This window comes from Achromobacter sp. FW305-C-13, assembly GCF_058783475.1.
The window spans coordinates 1,043,634-1,059,693 of sequence record NZ_JBYSYN010000001.1 but is presented as its reverse complement, the minus strand read 5'-3'; the positions used below and the strand labels follow the sequence as shown (position 1 = coordinate 1,059,693).

General features: G+C 67.5%; 19 protein-coding genes. 14 read left to right on the top strand and 5 right to left on the bottom strand.

Annotated features, from left to right (window positions below):
* Nucleotides 1–144: 144 nt before the first annotated feature.
* From AC3WMU_RS04730 to AC3WMU_RS04710, 5 genes are all read left to right on the top strand, one after another.
* A complete protein-coding gene (locus tag AC3WMU_RS04730; RefSeq protein ID WP_006227517.1) occupies nt 145–873 on the top strand; it encodes a response regulator transcription factor in 729 nt (242 codons plus the stop codon).
* A gap of 83 nt (nt 874–956) precedes the next feature.
* Nucleotides 957–1,439, top strand: coding sequence for a YbaK/prolyl-tRNA synthetase associated domain-containing protein (locus tag AC3WMU_RS04725; protein WP_006227518.1), 483 nt, complete (start codon nt 957–959; stop codon nt 1,437–1,439).
* 22 nt (nt 1,440–1,461) lie between these two features.
* The gene (locus AC3WMU_RS04720) at nt 1,462–3,441 is read left to right on the top strand and encodes an FUSC family protein (protein ID WP_492281923.1); all 1,980 of its coding nucleotides are present in this window, start codon (nt 1,462–1,464) and stop codon (nt 3,439–3,441) included.
* Between the two features lie 3 nt (nt 3,442–3,444).
* Nucleotides 3,445–4,248: an NRDE family protein gene (locus AC3WMU_RS04715; RefSeq protein ID WP_006224449.1), complete on the top strand. Its 804-nt coding sequence runs from the start codon at nt 3,445–3,447 to the stop codon at nt 4,246–4,248.
* Nucleotides 4,249–4,349: 101 nt separating this feature from the next.
* A complete protein-coding gene (locus AC3WMU_RS04710; protein WP_492281922.1) occupies nt 4,350–4,784 on the top strand; it encodes a flagellar hook assembly protein FlgD in 435 nt (144 codons plus the stop codon).
* Nucleotides 4,785–4,871: 87 nt separating this feature from the next.
* Here AC3WMU_RS04710 and AC3WMU_RS04705 read toward each other — a convergent pair whose 3' ends face one another.
* Nucleotides 4,872–5,246, bottom strand: a complete 375-nt coding sequence (locus AC3WMU_RS04705; RefSeq protein ID WP_035212970.1) for an MAPEG family protein — start codon at nt 5,244–5,246, stop codon at nt 4,872–4,874.
* Nucleotides 5,247–5,393: 147 nt separating this feature from the next.
* Between AC3WMU_RS04705 and AC3WMU_RS04700 the strand changes: the two genes are divergently transcribed.
* Entirely contained in the window at nt 5,394–6,242 is an 849-nt protein-coding gene (locus AC3WMU_RS04700; protein ID WP_492282351.1) for a CPBP family intramembrane glutamic endopeptidase, read from the top strand.
* Between the two features lie 19 nt (nt 6,243–6,261).
* On the opposite strand, the gene AC3WMU_RS04695 is transcribed toward AC3WMU_RS04700, so the two are convergent.
* The 3 genes from AC3WMU_RS04695 to arfB all read right to left on the bottom strand — a co-directional run bounded on the left by AC3WMU_RS04695 (nt 6,262) and on the right by arfB (nt 8,212).
* Complete coding sequence (locus AC3WMU_RS04695) at nt 6,262–7,314, bottom strand: alkene reductase (protein ID WP_088587237.1); 1,053 nt, start codon at nt 7,312–7,314, stop codon at nt 6,262–6,264.
* Nucleotides 7,315–7,359: 45 nt separating this feature from the next.
* Nucleotides 7,360–7,707: an ArsR/SmtB family transcription factor gene (locus AC3WMU_RS04690; RefSeq protein WP_006224444.1), complete on the bottom strand. Its 348-nt coding sequence runs from the start codon at nt 7,705–7,707 to the stop codon at nt 7,360–7,362.
* A gap of 88 nt (nt 7,708–7,795) precedes the next feature.
* On the bottom strand, nt 7,796–8,212 hold the full coding sequence (arfB, locus tag AC3WMU_RS04685) for an alternative ribosome rescue aminoacyl-tRNA hydrolase ArfB (RefSeq protein WP_006224443.1): 417 nt from the start codon (nt 8,210–8,212) through the stop codon (nt 7,796–7,798).
* A gap of 146 nt (nt 8,213–8,358) precedes the next feature.
* Between arfB and AC3WMU_RS04680 the strand changes: the two genes are divergently transcribed.
* From AC3WMU_RS04680 to AC3WMU_RS04645, 8 genes are all read left to right on the top strand, one after another.
* On the top strand, nt 8,359–8,664 hold the full coding sequence (locus AC3WMU_RS04680) for an NIPSNAP family protein (RefSeq protein ID WP_006224442.1): 306 nt from the start codon (nt 8,359–8,361) through the stop codon (nt 8,662–8,664).
* A 129-nt stretch (nt 8,665–8,793) separates the two neighbouring features.
* Complete coding sequence (queE, locus tag AC3WMU_RS04675) at nt 8,794–9,426, top strand: 7-carboxy-7-deazaguanine synthase (protein ID WP_006224441.1); 633 nt, start codon at nt 8,794–8,796, stop codon at nt 9,424–9,426.
* 28 nt (nt 9,427–9,454) lie between these two features.
* Nucleotides 9,455–9,898: a 6-carboxytetrahydropterin synthase QueD gene (gene queD, locus AC3WMU_RS04670; RefSeq protein WP_006224440.1), complete on the top strand. Its 444-nt coding sequence runs from the start codon at nt 9,455–9,457 to the stop codon at nt 9,896–9,898.
* Nucleotides 9,899–10,085: 187 nt separating this feature from the next.
* Nucleotides 10,086–10,562: a MarR family winged helix-turn-helix transcriptional regulator gene (locus AC3WMU_RS04665; RefSeq protein WP_280026084.1), complete on the top strand. Its 477-nt coding sequence runs from the start codon at nt 10,086–10,088 to the stop codon at nt 10,560–10,562.
* Nucleotides 10,559–12,622 carry an FUSC family protein gene (locus AC3WMU_RS04660; RefSeq protein WP_427961972.1) on the top strand — a complete coding sequence of 688 codons (2,064 nt, stop codon included), beginning with the start codon at nt 10,559–10,561 and terminating at the stop codon, nt 12,620–12,622. The genes AC3WMU_RS04665 and AC3WMU_RS04660 overlap by 4 nt, the downstream gene beginning before the upstream one ends.
* Nucleotides 12,619–12,831 carry a DUF1656 domain-containing protein gene (locus AC3WMU_RS04655; protein WP_006224437.1) on the top strand — a complete coding sequence of 71 codons (213 nt, stop codon included), beginning with the start codon at nt 12,619–12,621 and terminating at the stop codon, nt 12,829–12,831. The genes AC3WMU_RS04660 and AC3WMU_RS04655 overlap by 4 nt, the downstream gene beginning before the upstream one ends.
* 2 nt (nt 12,832–12,833) lie before the next feature.
* Complete coding sequence (locus AC3WMU_RS04650) at nt 12,834–13,751, top strand: efflux RND transporter periplasmic adaptor subunit (RefSeq protein WP_006224436.1); 918 nt, start codon at nt 12,834–12,836, stop codon at nt 13,749–13,751.
* Between the two features lie 58 nt (nt 13,752–13,809).
* Nucleotides 13,810–15,231 carry an efflux transporter outer membrane subunit gene (locus AC3WMU_RS04645; RefSeq protein WP_454677083.1) on the top strand — a complete coding sequence of 474 codons (1,422 nt, stop codon included), beginning with the start codon at nt 13,810–13,812 and terminating at the stop codon, nt 15,229–15,231.
* 24 nt (nt 15,232–15,255) lie between these two features.
* Here the strand turns inward: AC3WMU_RS04645 and ypfH are convergent, their stop codons facing one another.
* Nucleotides 15,256–15,960 carry an esterase gene (ypfH, locus tag AC3WMU_RS04640; RefSeq protein WP_454677084.1) on the bottom strand — a complete coding sequence of 235 codons (705 nt, stop codon included), beginning with the start codon at nt 15,958–15,960 and terminating at the stop codon, nt 15,256–15,258.
* Nucleotides 15,961–16,060 lie beyond the last annotated feature (100 nt).

Here is a 16,060-nt window from a genome sequence, read left to right as displayed (position 1 = left end):
AGCGCCTCCATGCGTCGCGCGTAACAGACGCCCCGCAATCATGTCTGAGAATTCGGGTACGAAACGGGCGTTGTGCGAGGTTTAGGAATTCGATGTATCCGTAGCATCATGCATGCGCTCAAGCTGCACAGATCACTACGATTCATGAATGACCTACTAGACCTGATCGTCTTCTCTCCCGATCCCGACCAACGCGTGCGCCGCAGCGACGCACTGGCGGGCATGGGTTTTTCGCCCCGCCGTTGCGAGGACTCCAACGGCCTGTTCCGCCTCTTCCAGGCGCGTCGTACGCCGTTGCTGGTCATGGAAGCCGAATTATCCGATCTCTGCATGGCCGTCGCAGGTCTGCGCGCCATGGACACCACCGCCGGCATCGTTGCCGTCTCTACCTTCGATTCCCCGGAAAACCGCATCCTGGGCCTGCATTGCGGCGCCGACGCCTGCTTCCAGCCCGACGTGGCCACCGCCGAAATCGCCGCCGCATTGCAGGCCCTGGTGCGCCGCGTGCCTGCCATGGCTGGCCGACGGACGGCCCCCGAGGCCGAACCGCGCGCCCCCAGTGCGACCGCGTCCGCCGACGCCAGCGGGAAATGGCAATTCCATGACGCGGCCTGGACCCTGGTCAGCCCGCAAGGTATACGTTTGGCGCTGACGCTGGCCGAGCGCGAATTCCTGCTGAAACTGACCACCTCGGCGGACAAGCGGCTGCCGCGCAGCGATCCGCCCGGGATCGATCCACAAGCGGGCCGCGAGTCCATCCGCCGCACCGACGTGGTCGTCAGCCGCCTGCGGCGCAAGGCGCAAGACATGAACATGGAACTGCCGATCCGCACCGTCTGGGGCTGGGGCTACGCCTTCACCGGCGAGATCTGACGGCTTGCCCGCGGGCGTATCATGCGATGTGTGCGGCGCCGACTCCCGGCGCCTGCCCATCCCATTCTGATCCGCCGCCCGACATGGAAGTCTTTGAACGCCTGCAAGCAATGCTTGCCCAGAACCAGGCCCGCCATCGCCTGATCGAACACCCCGCGGCCGGCCGCTCGGTGGAGGTCGCCGCCATCCGCGGCACCGCCGTCAGCCAGGGCGCCAAGGCGCTGGTCTGCCGCGTGAAGATCTCGTCGAACCAGCGCAAGAACGTGCTGGCCGTCTTCCCGGCCGACAAGCAGGCCGACCTGGACGCCATTGCGCGCGCGGCCGGCGGCAAGAAGGCCTCGCTGGCCTCGCAGGACCTAGCGCGCGAATTGACGGGCTGCGAGATCGGCGCGATTCCGCCCTTTTCCTTCAATCCCGACCTGCATCTGCTGGTGGACCCCAGCCTGCGCGACCGCCACGATGAAATCGTGTTCAACGCCGGGCGCCTGGACGCGTCCATCCTGCTGAACACGGAAGACTACTTCCGGCTGGCCGCGCCGGAAGTCGCCCCGTTGATCAAAGCCTGATCCCGCCCGCCATGAGGCCGCCGTGTCCCGCCCCCTGAACCGCCGAGGCGCGCGCACGTCCAACATGCGGTGGCTGATGAGCCTGGCGCATATGGAACCGTCGCCCGTCAGCCGCTGGGTGGCATTGCGGGCCGCGCTGGCCATCGGCCTGCCGTCGGCGGCAGGACTGGCGCTGGACCAGAGCGCGGCCGCCGCGCTAGTGGCCCTGGGCGCGCTGCCCGCCATCACCGGCGACAACGGCGGCCCCTACCGGAACCGGGCGCTGTCCATCGGAGCCACCGTCTTCGGCGGCGCGCTGGGCTACCTGCTGGGCAACCTGGTGGCCGGACATGGCCTGTGGACCTCCGCCGCGATGACCGTGCTGGTGCTGATCGCCAGCCTGGTCGGCACCTTCAATAACATCGCTGCGGTGGCGACGCTGCAGTTCGCGGTGTATGTCATCGTGGGCGCCAGCTTGACGTCCAGCCTGCCGCCCTGGCTGCCGTCGGTGCTGGTGGGCGCGGGCGGGCTGTTCGGCCTGGCTCTTACCTTGTCGGGCTGGGTCGTGAACCCGATCGCGCCGGAACGCGCCGCGGTTGCGCTGGCCTACCGCAAGCTGGCCGCGATGTTCGCCGCCATCGGCACGTCACGCACCATGATCGCGCGCCGCGACATGGAAGCGGCCATGACCACCGCCTACGACACCGTGCTGGCCGCCCGCGGCCGCGCCGCCGGTCCATCGCCGCGCCTGGCCCGGCTGGCCGCGCAATTGCAAGCCTGCACGCCGCTGACCAACGCCGCGCTGGCGCTGGCGCGCGCCGGCCGCGTGCTGCCGCCGGAATGCGCGCGCGTCATGAACCGGCTGGCGGACCGCGTGGAAAACGACGCGGAGCCCAACCCCGGCGACGACATCGCCGCGCTGAGGCTGGCGGACATGCCGCAACTGGCGGACGCGCTGGCGCAAGCGCTGCCGCTGCTGGACGGCGCCATGCCGCCCGGCGCGGATGCGTTGGCCACGCTGGCGCCCGTCCGCCCGCGCACGCCTTGGCGCGTCTTGGCGCGCACCTACCGGCCCGGGCCGGCCACCGTACGCTACCTGGTCCGGCTAGGCCTGTGCCTTATCGCCGCCGAGGCCGTGGCGTGGGCGGTGGCCTTGCCCCGCTCCTACTGGGTGCCGCTGATCGTGGTGGTGATCTTCAAGCCCAACTTCGGCTCGGTCTTTGCCCGGGCGCTACAAAGCTGCGGCGGCAGCGTCGTGGGCGTCGCCATCAGCGCCACCGTGCTGGCCGTGGACCGCAGCGGCATCGCCAGCCTGTTGACGGTGGCGGCGCTGGCTTCCCTGCTGCCCTGGTCCATCCGCCGCAACTACGGGCTGTTCTCCGCCATTCTGGTGCCCATCCTGATGCTCTTGATCGGTGCCTTGCAGCCCGGCACCTGGGCGATTGCCCTGGCGCGGCTGATCGACGTGGGCATCGCCGCCGGCATCGTGCTGCTGGTGGGCTACCTGCCGTGGATCCGCATCGAACGCCACAACTTGGACCATGCCGTATCCGCCGCGATGGATACGTTGGCCGCCTATCTGAATACGGTCTTCCAGGCAGCGCCCGGCAACCGCCACAGCCTGCGCGCAAGCGCCTATGCCCGCTTGTCCGACCTGCGCATCGCGCTGCAGCGCGGCTTGTCCGAACCCCGCCTTGTCAGCCGCCGCGCGCTGGCGTGGTGGCCGGTGGAGGTCGCCCTCGAACGCGTAGCCAACGCCATTTCGGATACGGCGTGGTCGCTGCCCGCCGGCCAAGCCGCGCCCAGCGCCGCCGAAGTCGCGGCGCTGGCGGAAACCTTGCATGCCATGAGCCTCGCCGTCGACCAGGGCGCAGCCGTATCCGCCACCCCCATCACCGCCCCCTCGCCTGCGCTGGCCGACGTCGCCGCCGAAATCGAAGCGCTGCGCGCCGCGCTGGCCGGCCCGGATTTCGCCGCCGCGCCAGGCGCCGGCGCCCCCAGAACCCCCGTACACCAGGTCTGAACCATGTGTCTTGCCGTATTGGCCCTGCATGCCTTGCCGGGCATCCCCGTCCTGATCGCCGCCAACCGCGACGAATTCCACGCCCGCTTGACGCATCCGGCGGCCGAGTGGGCCGATGCGCCCGGTGTCTACGCGGGCCGTGACGGCTTGGCCGGCGGCACCTGGATGGGCGCGACCTCGCGGGGCCGCTACGCACTGGTCACCAACTTCCGGGAACCGGGCCGGCACCTGGATGCCGCGCCCTCGCGCGGCGCGCTGGTCGAAGACTTCCTGCGCGGCGGAACGTCGCCCGCCGAATACCTAGCGCGCGTCCATGAAAAGGACCAGGCCTACAACGGCTTCAACCTGATCGTGGGCGACGCGCTGCAAGCCTGGTACCTGAGCAACCGCGATGGCGCGCCGCGCGCGCTGCCACCCGGCATCTACGCGCTGTCCAACCATCTGCTGGACACCCCTTGGCCGAAGCTGGCGCGCACCAAGGCCGCCTTTACCGCCGTCCTGGACCGGGCGCCGCAGCCCGATATGCCCGCGCTCTTCGCCGCCCTGGCGGACCGCCAGGGCGCGGAAGACGACGAACTGCCTGCCACGGGCCTGCCGCGAGATCGCGAAAAGCTATTGAGCAGCCCTTTCATTGTCAGTCCGAACTATGGCACCCGCAGCTCCAGCGTGCTGGCGCTGCACGCCGACGGCGCGGGTCAGCTGGAAGAAAGGCGCTTCGCCCCGGACGGAACGATCAGCGGCGAGAGCCGGCTGGCGTTCGCCTGGCAGACGGGGTTTTCCGGCGATATGCTTGCCGAATGCGGTTAAGGTCGGCGCGTGGTTTCTTTTCGTGTCAGCCGGCCCCAGACACGCGAACTCGGCGCCCGCTTCGCGGTCGAAACCCTTGTCGCCTACTCCAGGAGAACCTGATGAACAAACGCACTGAACGCTGCACCCTGGCTGCCATGATGGCGGTGGGCAGCATGGCCATCGCCGGCGTCCTGTCGACCGCGCACGCGGCGTTGCCCCCGGTCAAGCACCAGGGCACGGTGCAGTATGTCAGCGGCGGGATCGGCATCGATGAATCGGAAGCCATGAAGGCGGCCGCCCGCGACTATCCGCTGGCGCTCACTTTTGCCGCCCAACGCGATGGAAAGGCGGATTACGTCGCCAGCGTCGGCGTCGCCATCCATGACGCGCAAGGCAAGGAAGTGCTGAAGGCCACGGCAGAAGGCCCGTACATGCTGGTGAAGTTGCCGGCCGGGGCCTACAAGGTCTCTGCTACCTACGAAGGCAAAGCCCAGGTGCGCGAAGTGACCGTGCAGAACACGGGTACCGCCCGCGCCGTCTTCGAATGGAAGTAAGCGGCGCCCTCGCGCCGCCCGCACGTGACGCGCACCGGAACGTTTTCCGGCCCGCGCCGCGCGCCATTGGCGTGGCATTCGCGCGCCTTAGACGCCCGAGAACAGGATCGCGATCACGAAGCCCACGCTGATCGCCCAGACCAGCGACCGCAACGCGCCCCAGCCGGCCAGGTACATGGCCAGGTAGCCCAGGCGCACGCCCAGCCAGCAGGCCATCAGCGTAGCGACATGCGCGGGCGATGCCTGGGTATACAGCGCGAACAGCACCGCTGCGTAGAAGAACGGCAGGGCCTCGAAGGTATTGATCTGCGCGGCATTGGCCCGCGCTCGCCACCCTTCCTGGCGCGCTAGCCACGCCCGCGGATCATTGTTGTCGAATTGTTTGCCCCCCGCCTTGGCGACTATCGTCGAGACGAACGGCAGAATCGCCGCCGCCAGCATCAACCACGCGATCATTTTCATTTTTGCTCCAGGGTGCGGACGGACGAGGAGTCCGCCGGATAGACAAGGCGGCTTTGCGCCGCCGTGTGCGGCATCGTCGCCTGAAAGGCCCGGTTGGGCAAGCCGGTACGCTTACACTTTGCGCTTTGCGTGCCCGCGCCTGCTTCGATGCCGTTCCTGTCTCCCTGGTCCGCCCTCTTTCTTTCCACCGCCCTGCTCTGGCCGCCAGCCACCCGCCGCTGGGCGCTGGCGCCGCTCGCCGTCGCCTGGGCCTGGGCGTGGTCGGAGGGGTTGATCGATCCGGTGGCGTTCGCTGCGCCTGCATTGCTGTTGCTGGCGGCGGCATGGGTGCGGCCCGCATCCGGCGCGGTAACGCGCGCAGCGGGCCATGCTTTGTTCCTGACATTGGCGGCCGCGCTTTTCCTGCATCTATTGCCCGGATTTCACAATCCGCAGGTCATCGCACCGGCGCCGTTGAGTCCCGACGCGGTGCCCTTCGGCATGTACCTGAACCTGGACAAGCCGCTCGTGGCGTTCTGGGTGGTGCTGGCCTTGGCACCGCCCATGGCGGGCGGCAACGCGCGCATCACGGCGGCGTCTGCCTTGCTGGCGGCGGCCGCGGCGATCGCGGTGTGTCTGGGGGTTGCCCTGGCGCTGGACGTGGTGGGCTGGGCGCCCAAATGGCCGGACAGCGGCTGGATCTGGCTGATCAACAACGCGCTGCTGGTCACGCTAGCCGAAGAAGCCTTGTTCCGCGGCTATGTACAGCAGCAGCTGGCGACGCGTTGGCGCCGCCATCGCTGGGGAGGCTGGGCCGCCGTGGCGGTTGCTGCCGTGCTTTTCGGACTGGCGCATTACGCCGGCGGCTGGCAATGGGTCTTGCTGGCAAGTCTGGCCGGCGTGGCCTATGGCGTCGCGTACCGCTATGGCGGACTGGCGGCAGCGGTGCTGGCACACCTGGGCCTGAACGCCGCGCACTTCGGCTTGTTCACTTATCCGATGCGCGCGGTGCTGTAGGCCGGGCTGCCGCGCTGCTTTACGGCAGCGCCGGGTAGTCCGTGTAGCCGGCGGCGCCCTGCGAATAGAACGTGGACGATTCCGGCGCGTTCAGCGGGGCGTCCAATTCGAAGCGGCGCGTCAGGTCCGGGTTGGCGATGTACTGCACGCCGAACGCCACGGCATCGACACGGCCTGCCGTGATGGCGGCCTCGGCGGATTCCCGCGTGTAGCCTTCGTTGCCGATATAGACGCCGCCAAACGCAGCCTTCAGCTTCGGCCCCAGGCTGTCTTCGCCTTCATGTTCGCGTGCGCAAATGAACGCGATGCCGCGTTTGCCCAGTTCGGTCGCCACATAGGTGAAGGTCGCTGCGGGATCCGAATCGCCCATCGTGTGCGAATCGCCGCGCGGCGACAGGTGTACGCCCACGCGCCCGGCGCCCCACACTTCGATGCACGCATCCACCACTTCCAGCAGCAGGCGCGCGCGGTTTTCCAGCGAGCCGCCGTATTGGTCGGTGCGCAGGTTCGTGCTGTCTTGCAGGAACTGGTCCAGCAGGTAACCGTTGGCGGCGTGCACTTCCACGCCGTCAAAACCGGATTCCTGGGCCATCTTGGCGCCGTGGCGATAGGCTTCGACCACGCCCGGGATCTCGGCCGTTTCCAGCGCGCGCGGGGTGACATACGGGCGCTTGGGGCGTACAAGGCTTACGTGGCCGCCAGCCGCAATGGCGCTGGGCGCGACGGGCAGTTCGCCGTTCAGGAAAACCGGGTCGGAAATGCGGCCCACGTGCCACAGCTGGGCCACGATCAGGCCATCCTTGGCGTGCACGGCGGAGGTGACCTTGCGCCAGCCCTTGACCTGCTCGGTGGACCACAGGCCCGGCGTGTCCGCATAGCCCACGCCCTGCGGCGTGACGGACGTGGCTTCGGTCAGGATCATGCCGGCGTCGGCGCGCTGGGAGTAGTACTCGACCATCAGGTCGCTGGGCACGCGGCCTTCGTTGGCGCGCTGGCGCGTCAACGGCGCCATGACGATGCGGTTGCGCAGCGTGAGGTCGCCGGCGCGCAGGGGTTCAAACAGGGAGCTCATGCAAAATCCTTCCGCCCGGGCAACGGGCGCAACGTGTAGGGCTGACTACATATCCTGGTTCAACTGCCGCAGGAATGCGGCAATTACGGGTTCATTGCGACGGAAAAAGACCCACTGCCCCACTTTCGTCGCCGAGATCAGGCCCGCGCGCTGCAAGACGGCCAGGTGCGACGACACGGTCGACTGCGACAAGCCGCAGCGGTGATCGATGTGGCCCGCGCACACCCCATGCTCGAAGGTGTGGCCCGGGCGCTCTTCGAAATGCGCTTGTGGCGTCTTCAGCCAAACAAGAATGTCGCGCCGCACCGGGTTCGCCAGCGCCTTGAGGATCGCGTCGGCGTCGATAGCGGGCTGCACGTCGGTCTGATCGGGGGTTGAAGGGGATGCGGTCATATTTGTATATCGCAATTTATCGAATCATATATCGTTGCTGTCCGATATATAGTCATGCCCCTGTGGCGCATGGGGCTATTGGCCGGCCTCAGTCGCCCTGCACGCGCCCGCGCAGGCGCTTGACCTCGCCGTGCTGGACCTTGCGCTGCACCCGGCGGCGCTGGGACGACCGCGTCGGCTTGGTCGCGCGGCGCGGCTTGTCCACCTCAAGGGCGGACCGCAGTATGCCGAGCAGGCGTTCGATGGCCTCAACCCGGTTCTTTTCCTGGCTGCGGAAGGATTGCGACTTGATGACGATCACGCCCTCTTTCGAGATGCGGTGGTCGCTGACGGCGCAGACGGCGTCCTGGACCTCGGGCGGCAGGCCCGACGCACGGACGTCAAAGCGCAGATGGACGGCGCTGGAGACCTTGTTGACGTTCTGACCGCCCGCGCCTTGGGCGCGGATCATGGTGAACGTCAGGTCGCGCTCGTCCAGATAAAGGGAATCTTGGATGTGGAACATAGGCCGGGAGTCTACAAGATCAGGCAGGCGCCGGCGACGCGGCGCGCGCGGATCCGTTGATTGACGGCCACGCGCGTCGCTACAATGCGCCGGCCCTGCATGCAGGCCCCCCATCCGCCCCCCCCACCGCCCAGGCCCCTTTCCCCATGATCACCTGCTATTTGCGCTACGTCATCGACGCCAATGCGATCGCCGAGTTCGAAACCTACGCGAAGATGTGGATTCCGCTGGTCGAGCGGTTCGGCGGCACGCACCACGGCTACTTCCTGCCCTCGGAAGGCGCGAACAACATCGCGCTGGCGCTGTTTTCCTTCCCCAGCCTGGCCGCCTACGAAACCTACCGCCAGGACTCGCTGAAAGACGCCGATTGCCAGCAGGCCTACGCCTATGCCGTGCAAACGCGCTGTATCGTCAGCTACGAACGCAGCTTCTTCCGCCCCGTCTTCGAATAAAGGGGGGCTCACCCCCAAAGCCGGCGCCGCGCGGGGTCTTTCGGCGCGCCGGCGCCGCTGGAAGTAAAATAGCGCGCTTTTGCTCGACTATTTACGGCGTCCGGCCACCCGCACCCGCCATTACCCCTTATGACCTACTCCGCCAAAGAAATCTTCAAGACCCTGCAAGGCGAAGGCGCCCACGCAGGCCGCGCGGCGGTATTTTGCCGGTTTGCAGGCTGTAATCTCTGGACGGGCCGCGAAAGCGACCGCGCCAGCGCCGCCTGCACCTTCTGCGACACCGACTTCATCGGCACCGACGGCGAAGGCGGCGGCAAGTTCGCCACGGCGGACCTGCTGGCCGACGCCATCGCTGCCTCTTGGGGCGCCGGCACGGAAGACCGCTATGTGGTCTTTACCGGCGGCGAACCCCTGCTGCAGCTGGACGCGGCGCTGCTGACGGCCATCCATGCCCGCGGCTTCACCGTGGCCATCGAGACCAACGGCACCGTCAAGCCGCCGGCCGGCATCGACTGGATCTGCGTCAGCCCCAAGGGCACCGCGCCCATCGTCATCGAACGCGGCGACGAATTGAAGCTGGTCTACCCGCAATCCAATGCGCTGCCCGAAACCTTCGCGCATCTGGATTTCGAGCATTTCTTCCTGCAACCCATGGACGGACCGGCTCGCGTGGCCAATACCGAACAAGCCGTCCAGTACTGTATGCAGCACCCGCAATGGCGGCTTAGTTTGCAGACCCACAAATACATAGGCATTCCATGATTTACCCCGACGCCTTGCGGAGCACGCGATGATTTCCGTGACCCGCAGGCTGGAATTCGACGCCGGCCACCGCATTCCCGATCACCGCAGCCAGTGCCGCAACCTGCATGGCCATCGCTATGTGCTGGAAATCACCCTGACGGGCGACGTGGTGCAGGCCCCCGGCGAATCCGACAACGGCATGCTGATGGATTTCTCCGAAATCAAGCACATCGCCAAGACCCATATCGTGGACGTCTGGGACCATGCCTTCCTGGTCTATGAAGGCGACGCCGCCGTGCGCGGCTTCCTGGACAGCTTGCCCGGCCACAAGACCGTGGTGCTGGACCGCATTCCCACCGCCGAAAACCTGGCCCAGATCGTCTTCGACACCCTGGCGCCGCAATACCACGGCCACTACGGCGCCGACCTGCGCCTGACCCGCGTGCGCCTGTACGAAACGCCCAACTGCTGGGCCGACTGCAACGGTTGAGGGAAGGCCGGCGTTCGGAGGGCCATGCCCTTCAGGCCTATCCCCGCTAGCCCTCCCCCTGCGCTCACCGTCCCCGGCTTTCCACTAATGGAAAACCGCGCTCCTATCTAGCCAATTGAAAAAATCAATGGGGATATTCGCCATTTTCAATTATTAGTAAGCTAATAGATAGGATACAATCTATTCCATGAACTCACCTTCCGACTCCCAACTCATGGCTACCACCGCAAACCTGATGGTGCTGTCACGCGCTTATCGCGGTGCTGCCGACAAGGCGCTGGCCGACTACGGCCTGTCGCAAGCTACGGCCTGGCCCGTCATCCTGGCGGGCCGCCTGGGCGACGGCGTGCGCCAAGGCGCGCTGGCCGAAGCGCTGGGCGTCGAAGGCCCGTCGCTGGTACGCGTGCTGGATCAACTGGTCGCCGCCGGCCTGATGGAACGCCGCGAAGACGCCCATGACCGCCGCGCCAAGACGCTGCACCTGACGGAGGCCGGCCATGCGCTGCGCGCGCAGGTCGAAGACGTGCTGGTGGAACTGCGCCGACGCCTGTTCCAAGGCGTCAGCGAAGCCGACCTGCAAGCCTGCCTGCGCGTCTTCGACGCCTTGAAGGTGTCGCTGGGCCGGGGCGCCACCGGAACACCCACCCAGGACGATCAATCGTGAAACTGCCGAACGTCCGCGAAACCATCTTTTCGCTCAAGAGCTACCTAAGCGCCATCATGGCGCTTTATCTGGCCTACAGCATTGGTTTGCCGCGTCCGTTCTGGGCAATGACCACCGCCTATGTCGTGGCGCAGCCCTGGTCGGGCGCCGTGCGCTCCAAAGCGCTGTACCGCCTGGTCGGCACCTTCATCGGGTCGGCCGCCACTGTCTACATGGTGCCGCGGCTGTCGAATTCGCCTGTCGTCATGACGGCGGCGATGGTGCTGTGGGTGGGCGCCTGCCTGTACATGTCGGTGCTGGACCGCACCCCGCGGTCGTACCTCTTCATGCTGGCCGGCTACACCGCCGCGATGATCGGCTTTCCCAGCGTGACGGACCCGTCGCTGGTGTTCGACACCGCGCTTGCCCGCGTTGAAGAGATCAGCCTGGGCATCGTCTGCGCCACGCTGATCCACAGCATCGTTCTGCCCCGGGGCCTGGCGCCCGCTTTGACGCTGCAATTGGACAAGGCCGTGCGTGACGCCCGCAACTGGATGCACGACACGCTCAGCGGCCAGAATGCCGAACAGCGCGACCGCGACCGCCGCGTGCTGGCCAACGACATCACGCAACTGCGTCTCTTGTCCACGCACGTGCCGTTCGATACCAGCAACCTGCGCTGGACCTCCGGCGCCGTGCGCGCCATGCAGGACCAGATCTCGGCGCTGACGCCGGCCGTGTCCGCCGTGGAGGACCGCCTGCGCGCCTTGCAGGCCAACGACCAGCCGCTGCCCGAACCCGTGTCCGCGCTGCTGCATGACATCTCCGAATGGATCAACGCCGGCGCCCAGGCGTCGCACGAGACCGCCGTGCAATTGCGCGCCGCCGTCACGGCGCTGACGCCCGCCATCGACAGCCACTCCACGTGGCGCGACGCCTTGCTGGCCAGCCTGATGACGCGGCTGCGCGAACTGATCGACACCTATGACGAATGCCTGGCCCTGCGCCGCGAAATCCGCGCGGGCCTGCAAGGCGCTCCACTGCGTTCGCCGATGCGCCCCACCCGCGGCGCCCGTGATCCCAACGCGGCGCTGCACCGCGACCACGGCATGGCGCTGCTGTCGGCGCTGGCCGCAGGCGTGGCCATTTCGGTTTGCTGCGCGTTCTGGATCGGCACAGCCTGGAGCAACGGCGCCACCGCCGCACTGATGGCCGCAATCTTCAGCTGCTTCTTTGCCTCGCAAGACAATCCCGTGCCCGGCATCATGCAGTTCCTGACCTATACGGTGTATTCGATCCCCGTGTCGGCGCTGTACCTGCTGGGCATCATGCCCGCCATCCATTCGTTCGAAATGCTGGCCCTGGCGATGCTGCCCACAGCCTTCATCCTGGGCATCTTCATCGCGCGCCCCGCCAGCGCCGGCAAGGCCATGGCCATGCTGTTCGGCTTCCTGGGCACGATGGCACTGCAAGACACCAACACCGCGGACGTCGTGTCCTTCATCGACACGCAAGTCGCGCAGTGCATGGGCGTGGCCACCGCCGCGATCATCGCAGCCATCTTCCGTACGGTCAGCGCCGACTGGAGCGCCCGCCGCATCCAGGCCGCCAACTGGAAGGAACTGGCGACGCTGGCGAGTTCGCCCCGCGCCCAGTCGCGCCATACGTACGCCGCCCGCATGCTGGACCGCATCGGCCTCTTGCAGCCGCGACTGGCGCTGGCCAAGCGCCCTGACGACCTGGTCGCCGCGGACGCGTTGAAAGACCTGCGCGTGGGCCGCGACATCACGGAACTGCAGCACGCCCGCCGCCATCTGCCGATGGCCGAGCCCACGATCCAGCCCGTGCTGAACAGCCTGGCCCAATTCTTCCGCGCCCGTTCGTCGTGGCGCATCGGCGAGAAGACGCCGGAATTCCTGGCGCAGATTGACCGCGCGTTGTCCAGCGTGGCCGCCACGCCGCAAGGCCTGGCCGCCCGGGACCGCGCCGTGGTGGCGTTGGTGGGCATCCGCCGCGCCTTCTTCCCCGACGCGCCCGACTACCAACCCGCCCATCCCACGCTGGAGGGCCACGCATCATGATCGGCGAATTCAATCTTTACGGCATTTATTTCCCCTGGCTGCTGGTGCTGGGCATGGTCACCCTGGGCGTTGCCTGGGCCGTGCGCCGCGTGCTGGCCCGGGTCGGCCTGTACCGCCTGGTGTGGCACCCCGCGCTATTCGATCTGGCGCTGTTCGTGGTGCTGCTGTATGGCGTCTCCCTGATATCCCCTTATTTTCTCCAGAGATAGGTATGAAACTCCCCAATGCCCTTCGCCCTGCTGCTATCGGCAAGTTCGCGGTGACGGCCGTCGTCGTCGCCGCCGCCGCTTACGCCGGCTGGCAGCTCTGGGTGCACTATGAAGTCGAACCCTGGACGCGGGACGGCCGCGTCAAGGCCTATGTGGTCCAGGTGGCGCCCGACGTCTCCGGCCTGGTGACGAGCGTGCCCGTGCATGACAACCAGGACGTGAAGGCCGGCGACCTGCTGTTTGAAATCGACCGCGCGCGGTTCCAGCTGGCCTTCGACCAGGCCCAGGCCTCGGTGCGTTCGCAGCAGGTCGCCCATGACCAGGCGCTGCGCGACGCCAAGCGCAACCGATCGCTGGGCCAACTGGTGGCGGCCGAAGCCGTCGAGCAAAGCCAGACCAAGGTACAGCAGACCGAAGCCGCGCTGGCCCAGGCCGAAGTGCAGCTGAACACCGCCCGCCTGAACCTGGAACGCAGCCGCGTGCTGGCCGCCAGCGATGGGCGCGTCACCAATCTGGACCTGCGCGCCGGGTCCTATGCGTCGGCCGGCCGCGGCGTGATGGCGCTGGTGGACGCGGGTTCCTTCTACGTGGAAGGCTATTTCGAAGAAACCAAGCTGCCCGGCATTCATGAAGGCGACCCCGTCACGGTGACGTTGATGGGCGATTCGCGCCGCATCCGCGGCCACGTGGAAAGCATCGCCATGGGCATCGCGGACCGCGACCGCAGCACGGGCGCCAACCTGCTGCCCAACGTGAACCCCACGTTCAACTGGGTTCGCCTGGCGCAACGCATCCCGGTGCGCGTGAAGATCGACGACGTGCCCGACGGCGTGCGCCTGGTCGCTGGCCAGACCGCCACCGTGTCGGTCGACCCCAAGCCCGCGCAAGCGGCTTCGGCCGACACGCGCCAGCCGTCTTGAACCCCATTTCTGCAACCCTGTTTTTCAACCCTCTTATCGACGCCAAGCCGTACCTGCCATGAACACCAAACACTTCCTGCCGCTGATGCTGGCCCTTGCGCTGGCCGGATGCACCACCGTAGGCCCTGACTATCAGGTGCCCGCCGGATCGGTCGTCCAGCGACAGGCCGCCCAGGGCGCTTTCGTCGAAGCGCAGGCCGGCGTGTTCCAGCAGGAAGCGGTGTCCGGCCACTGGTGGCGCCTGTACAACGACCCGGTGCTGGACGGCCTGGTCGAGAAAGCGCTGTCGGCGAATACGGACCTGCGCGTGGCCAGCGCCAACCTTGAACGCGCGCAGGCCGCCGTGCAGGAATCCCAGGCGCAGCAGCAACCCACGATCGGCGTGAACGCGTCGCCCACCTTCGGCCACGTGTCGGGTTTGCAGGAACTGCAGCCGGGCGTGAATCCGCCCAGCCGCTGGTCGTACTCCACGGGCGCCAGCGTGTCGTATCAACTGGACCTGTTCGGCCAGATCCGCCGCGCCATCGAAGCCGCCAGCGGCGACGCGCAAGCCGCCCAGGCCGCCTACGACGCCACCCGCGTCACGGTCGCGGCCGAGACCGCGCGCGCCTACGCCAACATGTGCGCCGCCGGCATGCAACTGGCGTCGGCCCAGCACTCGGTACAGGTGCAAAAGGAATCGCTGGACGCCGTCAGCCGCTTGCAGCGCGCCGGCCGCGGCACCACGCTGGACGTCACCCGCGCGCGCAGCCAGCTGGAACAATTGCAGGCCAACCTGCCGCCTTTCCAGTCGCAGCAGCGCACCGCGCTATACCGCCTGGCGGCACTGACGGGCCAGACGCCGAATGAAATCCCGGCATCGCTGCTGCAATGCGCCGCGGCGCCGCGCCTGACCGATACCATCCCCGTAGGCGATGGCGCCGCGCTGCTGCGCCGCCGCCCCGACATCCGCCAGGCCGAACGCACGCTGGCCGCCAGCACCGCGCGCATCGGCGTCGCCACCGCCGACCTGTATCCGAAGATCACGCTGGGCCTGTCGGGCGCATCGGGCGGTCCCGCCTCGATGTTCGGCGACCGCGGCACCTTCGGCTGGAGCGTGGGTCCGCTGATCTCATGGACCATTCCGAACACGGGCGCCGTGCAGGCCCGCATCGCCGAAGCCGAGGCCAACACCAAGGCCGCCGTGGCGCGCTTTGACGCCACCGTGCTGAACGCGCTGCGCGAAACGGAAAGCGCGCTGGTCGTCTACGCCCGCCAACTGGACCGCGACGCCTCGTTGCGGGCCGCCCGCGACCAAAGCGCCGAAGCCGCGTCGCAGGCACGCCAGCTGTTCCAGTACGGCAAGACCGACTACCTGACAGTGCTTGACGCCGAGCGCACGCTGGCCACCAACGAAAGCGCGCTGGCCGCCTCGCAGGCCGAACTCAGCGGCGACCAGATCGCCGTGTTCCTGGCCCTGGGCGGCGGCTGGGAGAAGTAAACAGCCCTCAGCTGCGAAACAGGGTCAATGCACCGTGGCGCCGTCCGGCGGCGTCTGGTTCAGGCCCAGGGCCGCTTCCCAGGCGCGCAGCGGCACGCAGGTCTGCAGGCGCACGATGGCGCGCTGGATCAGCGCGGGATGCAATTCATGGCCGACGTGGCTGGCGATGTCGATGGTGGAATCGCCATGCAGTTCTTCCAGCCGGGCCTGCGCGGCCTGGATGTGTGCCGCGCTCATCACGGGATCGTCGGCGCCGTGCAGCAGATGGATGGTGGTGTATTGGGGCGCGGCCTTGGGCAGTTGCGCGTAGCGGCCGGAGAACGCGATCACGCGCCCGGCCATGCCGTCGTGGGCCTGCACCAGTTCCAGCGCCATGATGGCGCCTTGCGAAAACCCGGCCAGCGCCGTGTCGGATTGCAGCAGGCTGAAGCGGGCCTGCGCTTCGCGCACATAGGCTTCCAGGGGCGGCATGGCCTGCGCCACGCGTTCGGGGCGGTTGTCCTCGGTCACGCCGCGCACCGAAAACCACTGCCGGCCCGCTGCGCCGCCGTCAAAGGGTTCGAACCCTTCGGGCACCAGGACCGCCGCGCTGGGAAACGCCGTGCGGACCGCTTCGGCCATCGGCCGCAGGTTTTCGGGCGAACCGCCCACGCCATGCAGCAGGATGAACAACTGGCGCACATCGACGCCGGGTTCGGGAAGGAATTCAAGAGAACTGGAAGACGCCATGAGACTGCTCCGTGCTGGCATAAGACCGGTGGGCTACGCCCTGATGACAGCATTGTAAAATGCGCGGCTTAAAGCGGACGGCAGGCAGGCTTTGAGCCGG

Excerpts from the sequence above, each read along its gene's own strand:
- AC3WMU_RS04730 (WP_006227517.1), top strand. The coding sequence starts at position 145 with ATGAATGACCTACTAGACCTGATCGTCTTCTCTCCCGATCCCGACCAA.
- AC3WMU_RS04725 (WP_006227518.1), top strand. The coding sequence starts at position 957 with ATGGAAGTCTTTGAACGCCTGCAAGCAATGCTTGCCCAGAACCAGGCC.
- AC3WMU_RS04715 (WP_006224449.1), top strand. The coding sequence starts at position 3,445 with ATGTGTCTTGCCGTATTGGCCCTGCATGCCTTGCCGGGCATCCCCGTC.
- AC3WMU_RS04710 (WP_492281922.1), top strand. The coding sequence starts at position 4,350 with ATGAACAAACGCACTGAACGCTGCACCCTGGCTGCCATGATGGCGGTG.
- AC3WMU_RS04705 (WP_035212970.1), bottom strand. The coding sequence starts at position 5,246 with ATGAAAATGATCGCGTGGTTGATGCTGGCGGCGGCGATTCTGCCGTTC.
- AC3WMU_RS04700 (WP_492282351.1), top strand. The coding sequence starts at position 5,394 with ATGCCGTTCCTGTCTCCCTGGTCCGCCCTCTTTCTTTCCACCGCCCTG.
- AC3WMU_RS04695 (WP_088587237.1), bottom strand. The coding sequence starts at position 7,314 with ATGAGCTCCCTGTTTGAACCCCTGCGCGCCGGCGACCTCACGCTGCGC.
- AC3WMU_RS04690 (WP_006224444.1), bottom strand. The coding sequence starts at position 7,707 with ATGACCGCATCCCCTTCAACCCCCGATCAGACCGACGTGCAGCCCGCT.
- arfB (WP_006224443.1), bottom strand. The coding sequence starts at position 8,212 with ATGTTCCACATCCAAGATTCCCTTTATCTGGACGAGCGCGACCTGACG.
- AC3WMU_RS04680 (WP_006224442.1), top strand. The coding sequence starts at position 8,359 with ATGATCACCTGCTATTTGCGCTACGTCATCGACGCCAATGCGATCGCC.
- queE (WP_006224441.1), top strand. The coding sequence starts at position 8,794 with ATGACCTACTCCGCCAAAGAAATCTTCAAGACCCTGCAAGGCGAAGGC.
- queD (WP_006224440.1), top strand. The coding sequence starts at position 9,455 with ATGATTTCCGTGACCCGCAGGCTGGAATTCGACGCCGGCCACCGCATT.
- AC3WMU_RS04665 (WP_280026084.1), top strand. The coding sequence starts at position 10,086 with ATGAACTCACCTTCCGACTCCCAACTCATGGCTACCACCGCAAACCTG.
- AC3WMU_RS04655 (WP_006224437.1), top strand. The coding sequence starts at position 12,619 with ATGATCGGCGAATTCAATCTTTACGGCATTTATTTCCCCTGGCTGCTG.
- AC3WMU_RS04650 (WP_006224436.1), top strand. The coding sequence starts at position 12,834 with ATGAAACTCCCCAATGCCCTTCGCCCTGCTGCTATCGGCAAGTTCGCG.
- AC3WMU_RS04645 (WP_454677083.1), top strand. The coding sequence starts at position 13,810 with ATGAACACCAAACACTTCCTGCCGCTGATGCTGGCCCTTGCGCTGGCC.
- ypfH (WP_454677084.1), bottom strand. The coding sequence starts at position 15,960 with ATGGCGTCTTCCAGTTCTCTTGAATTCCTTCCCGAACCCGGCGTCGAT.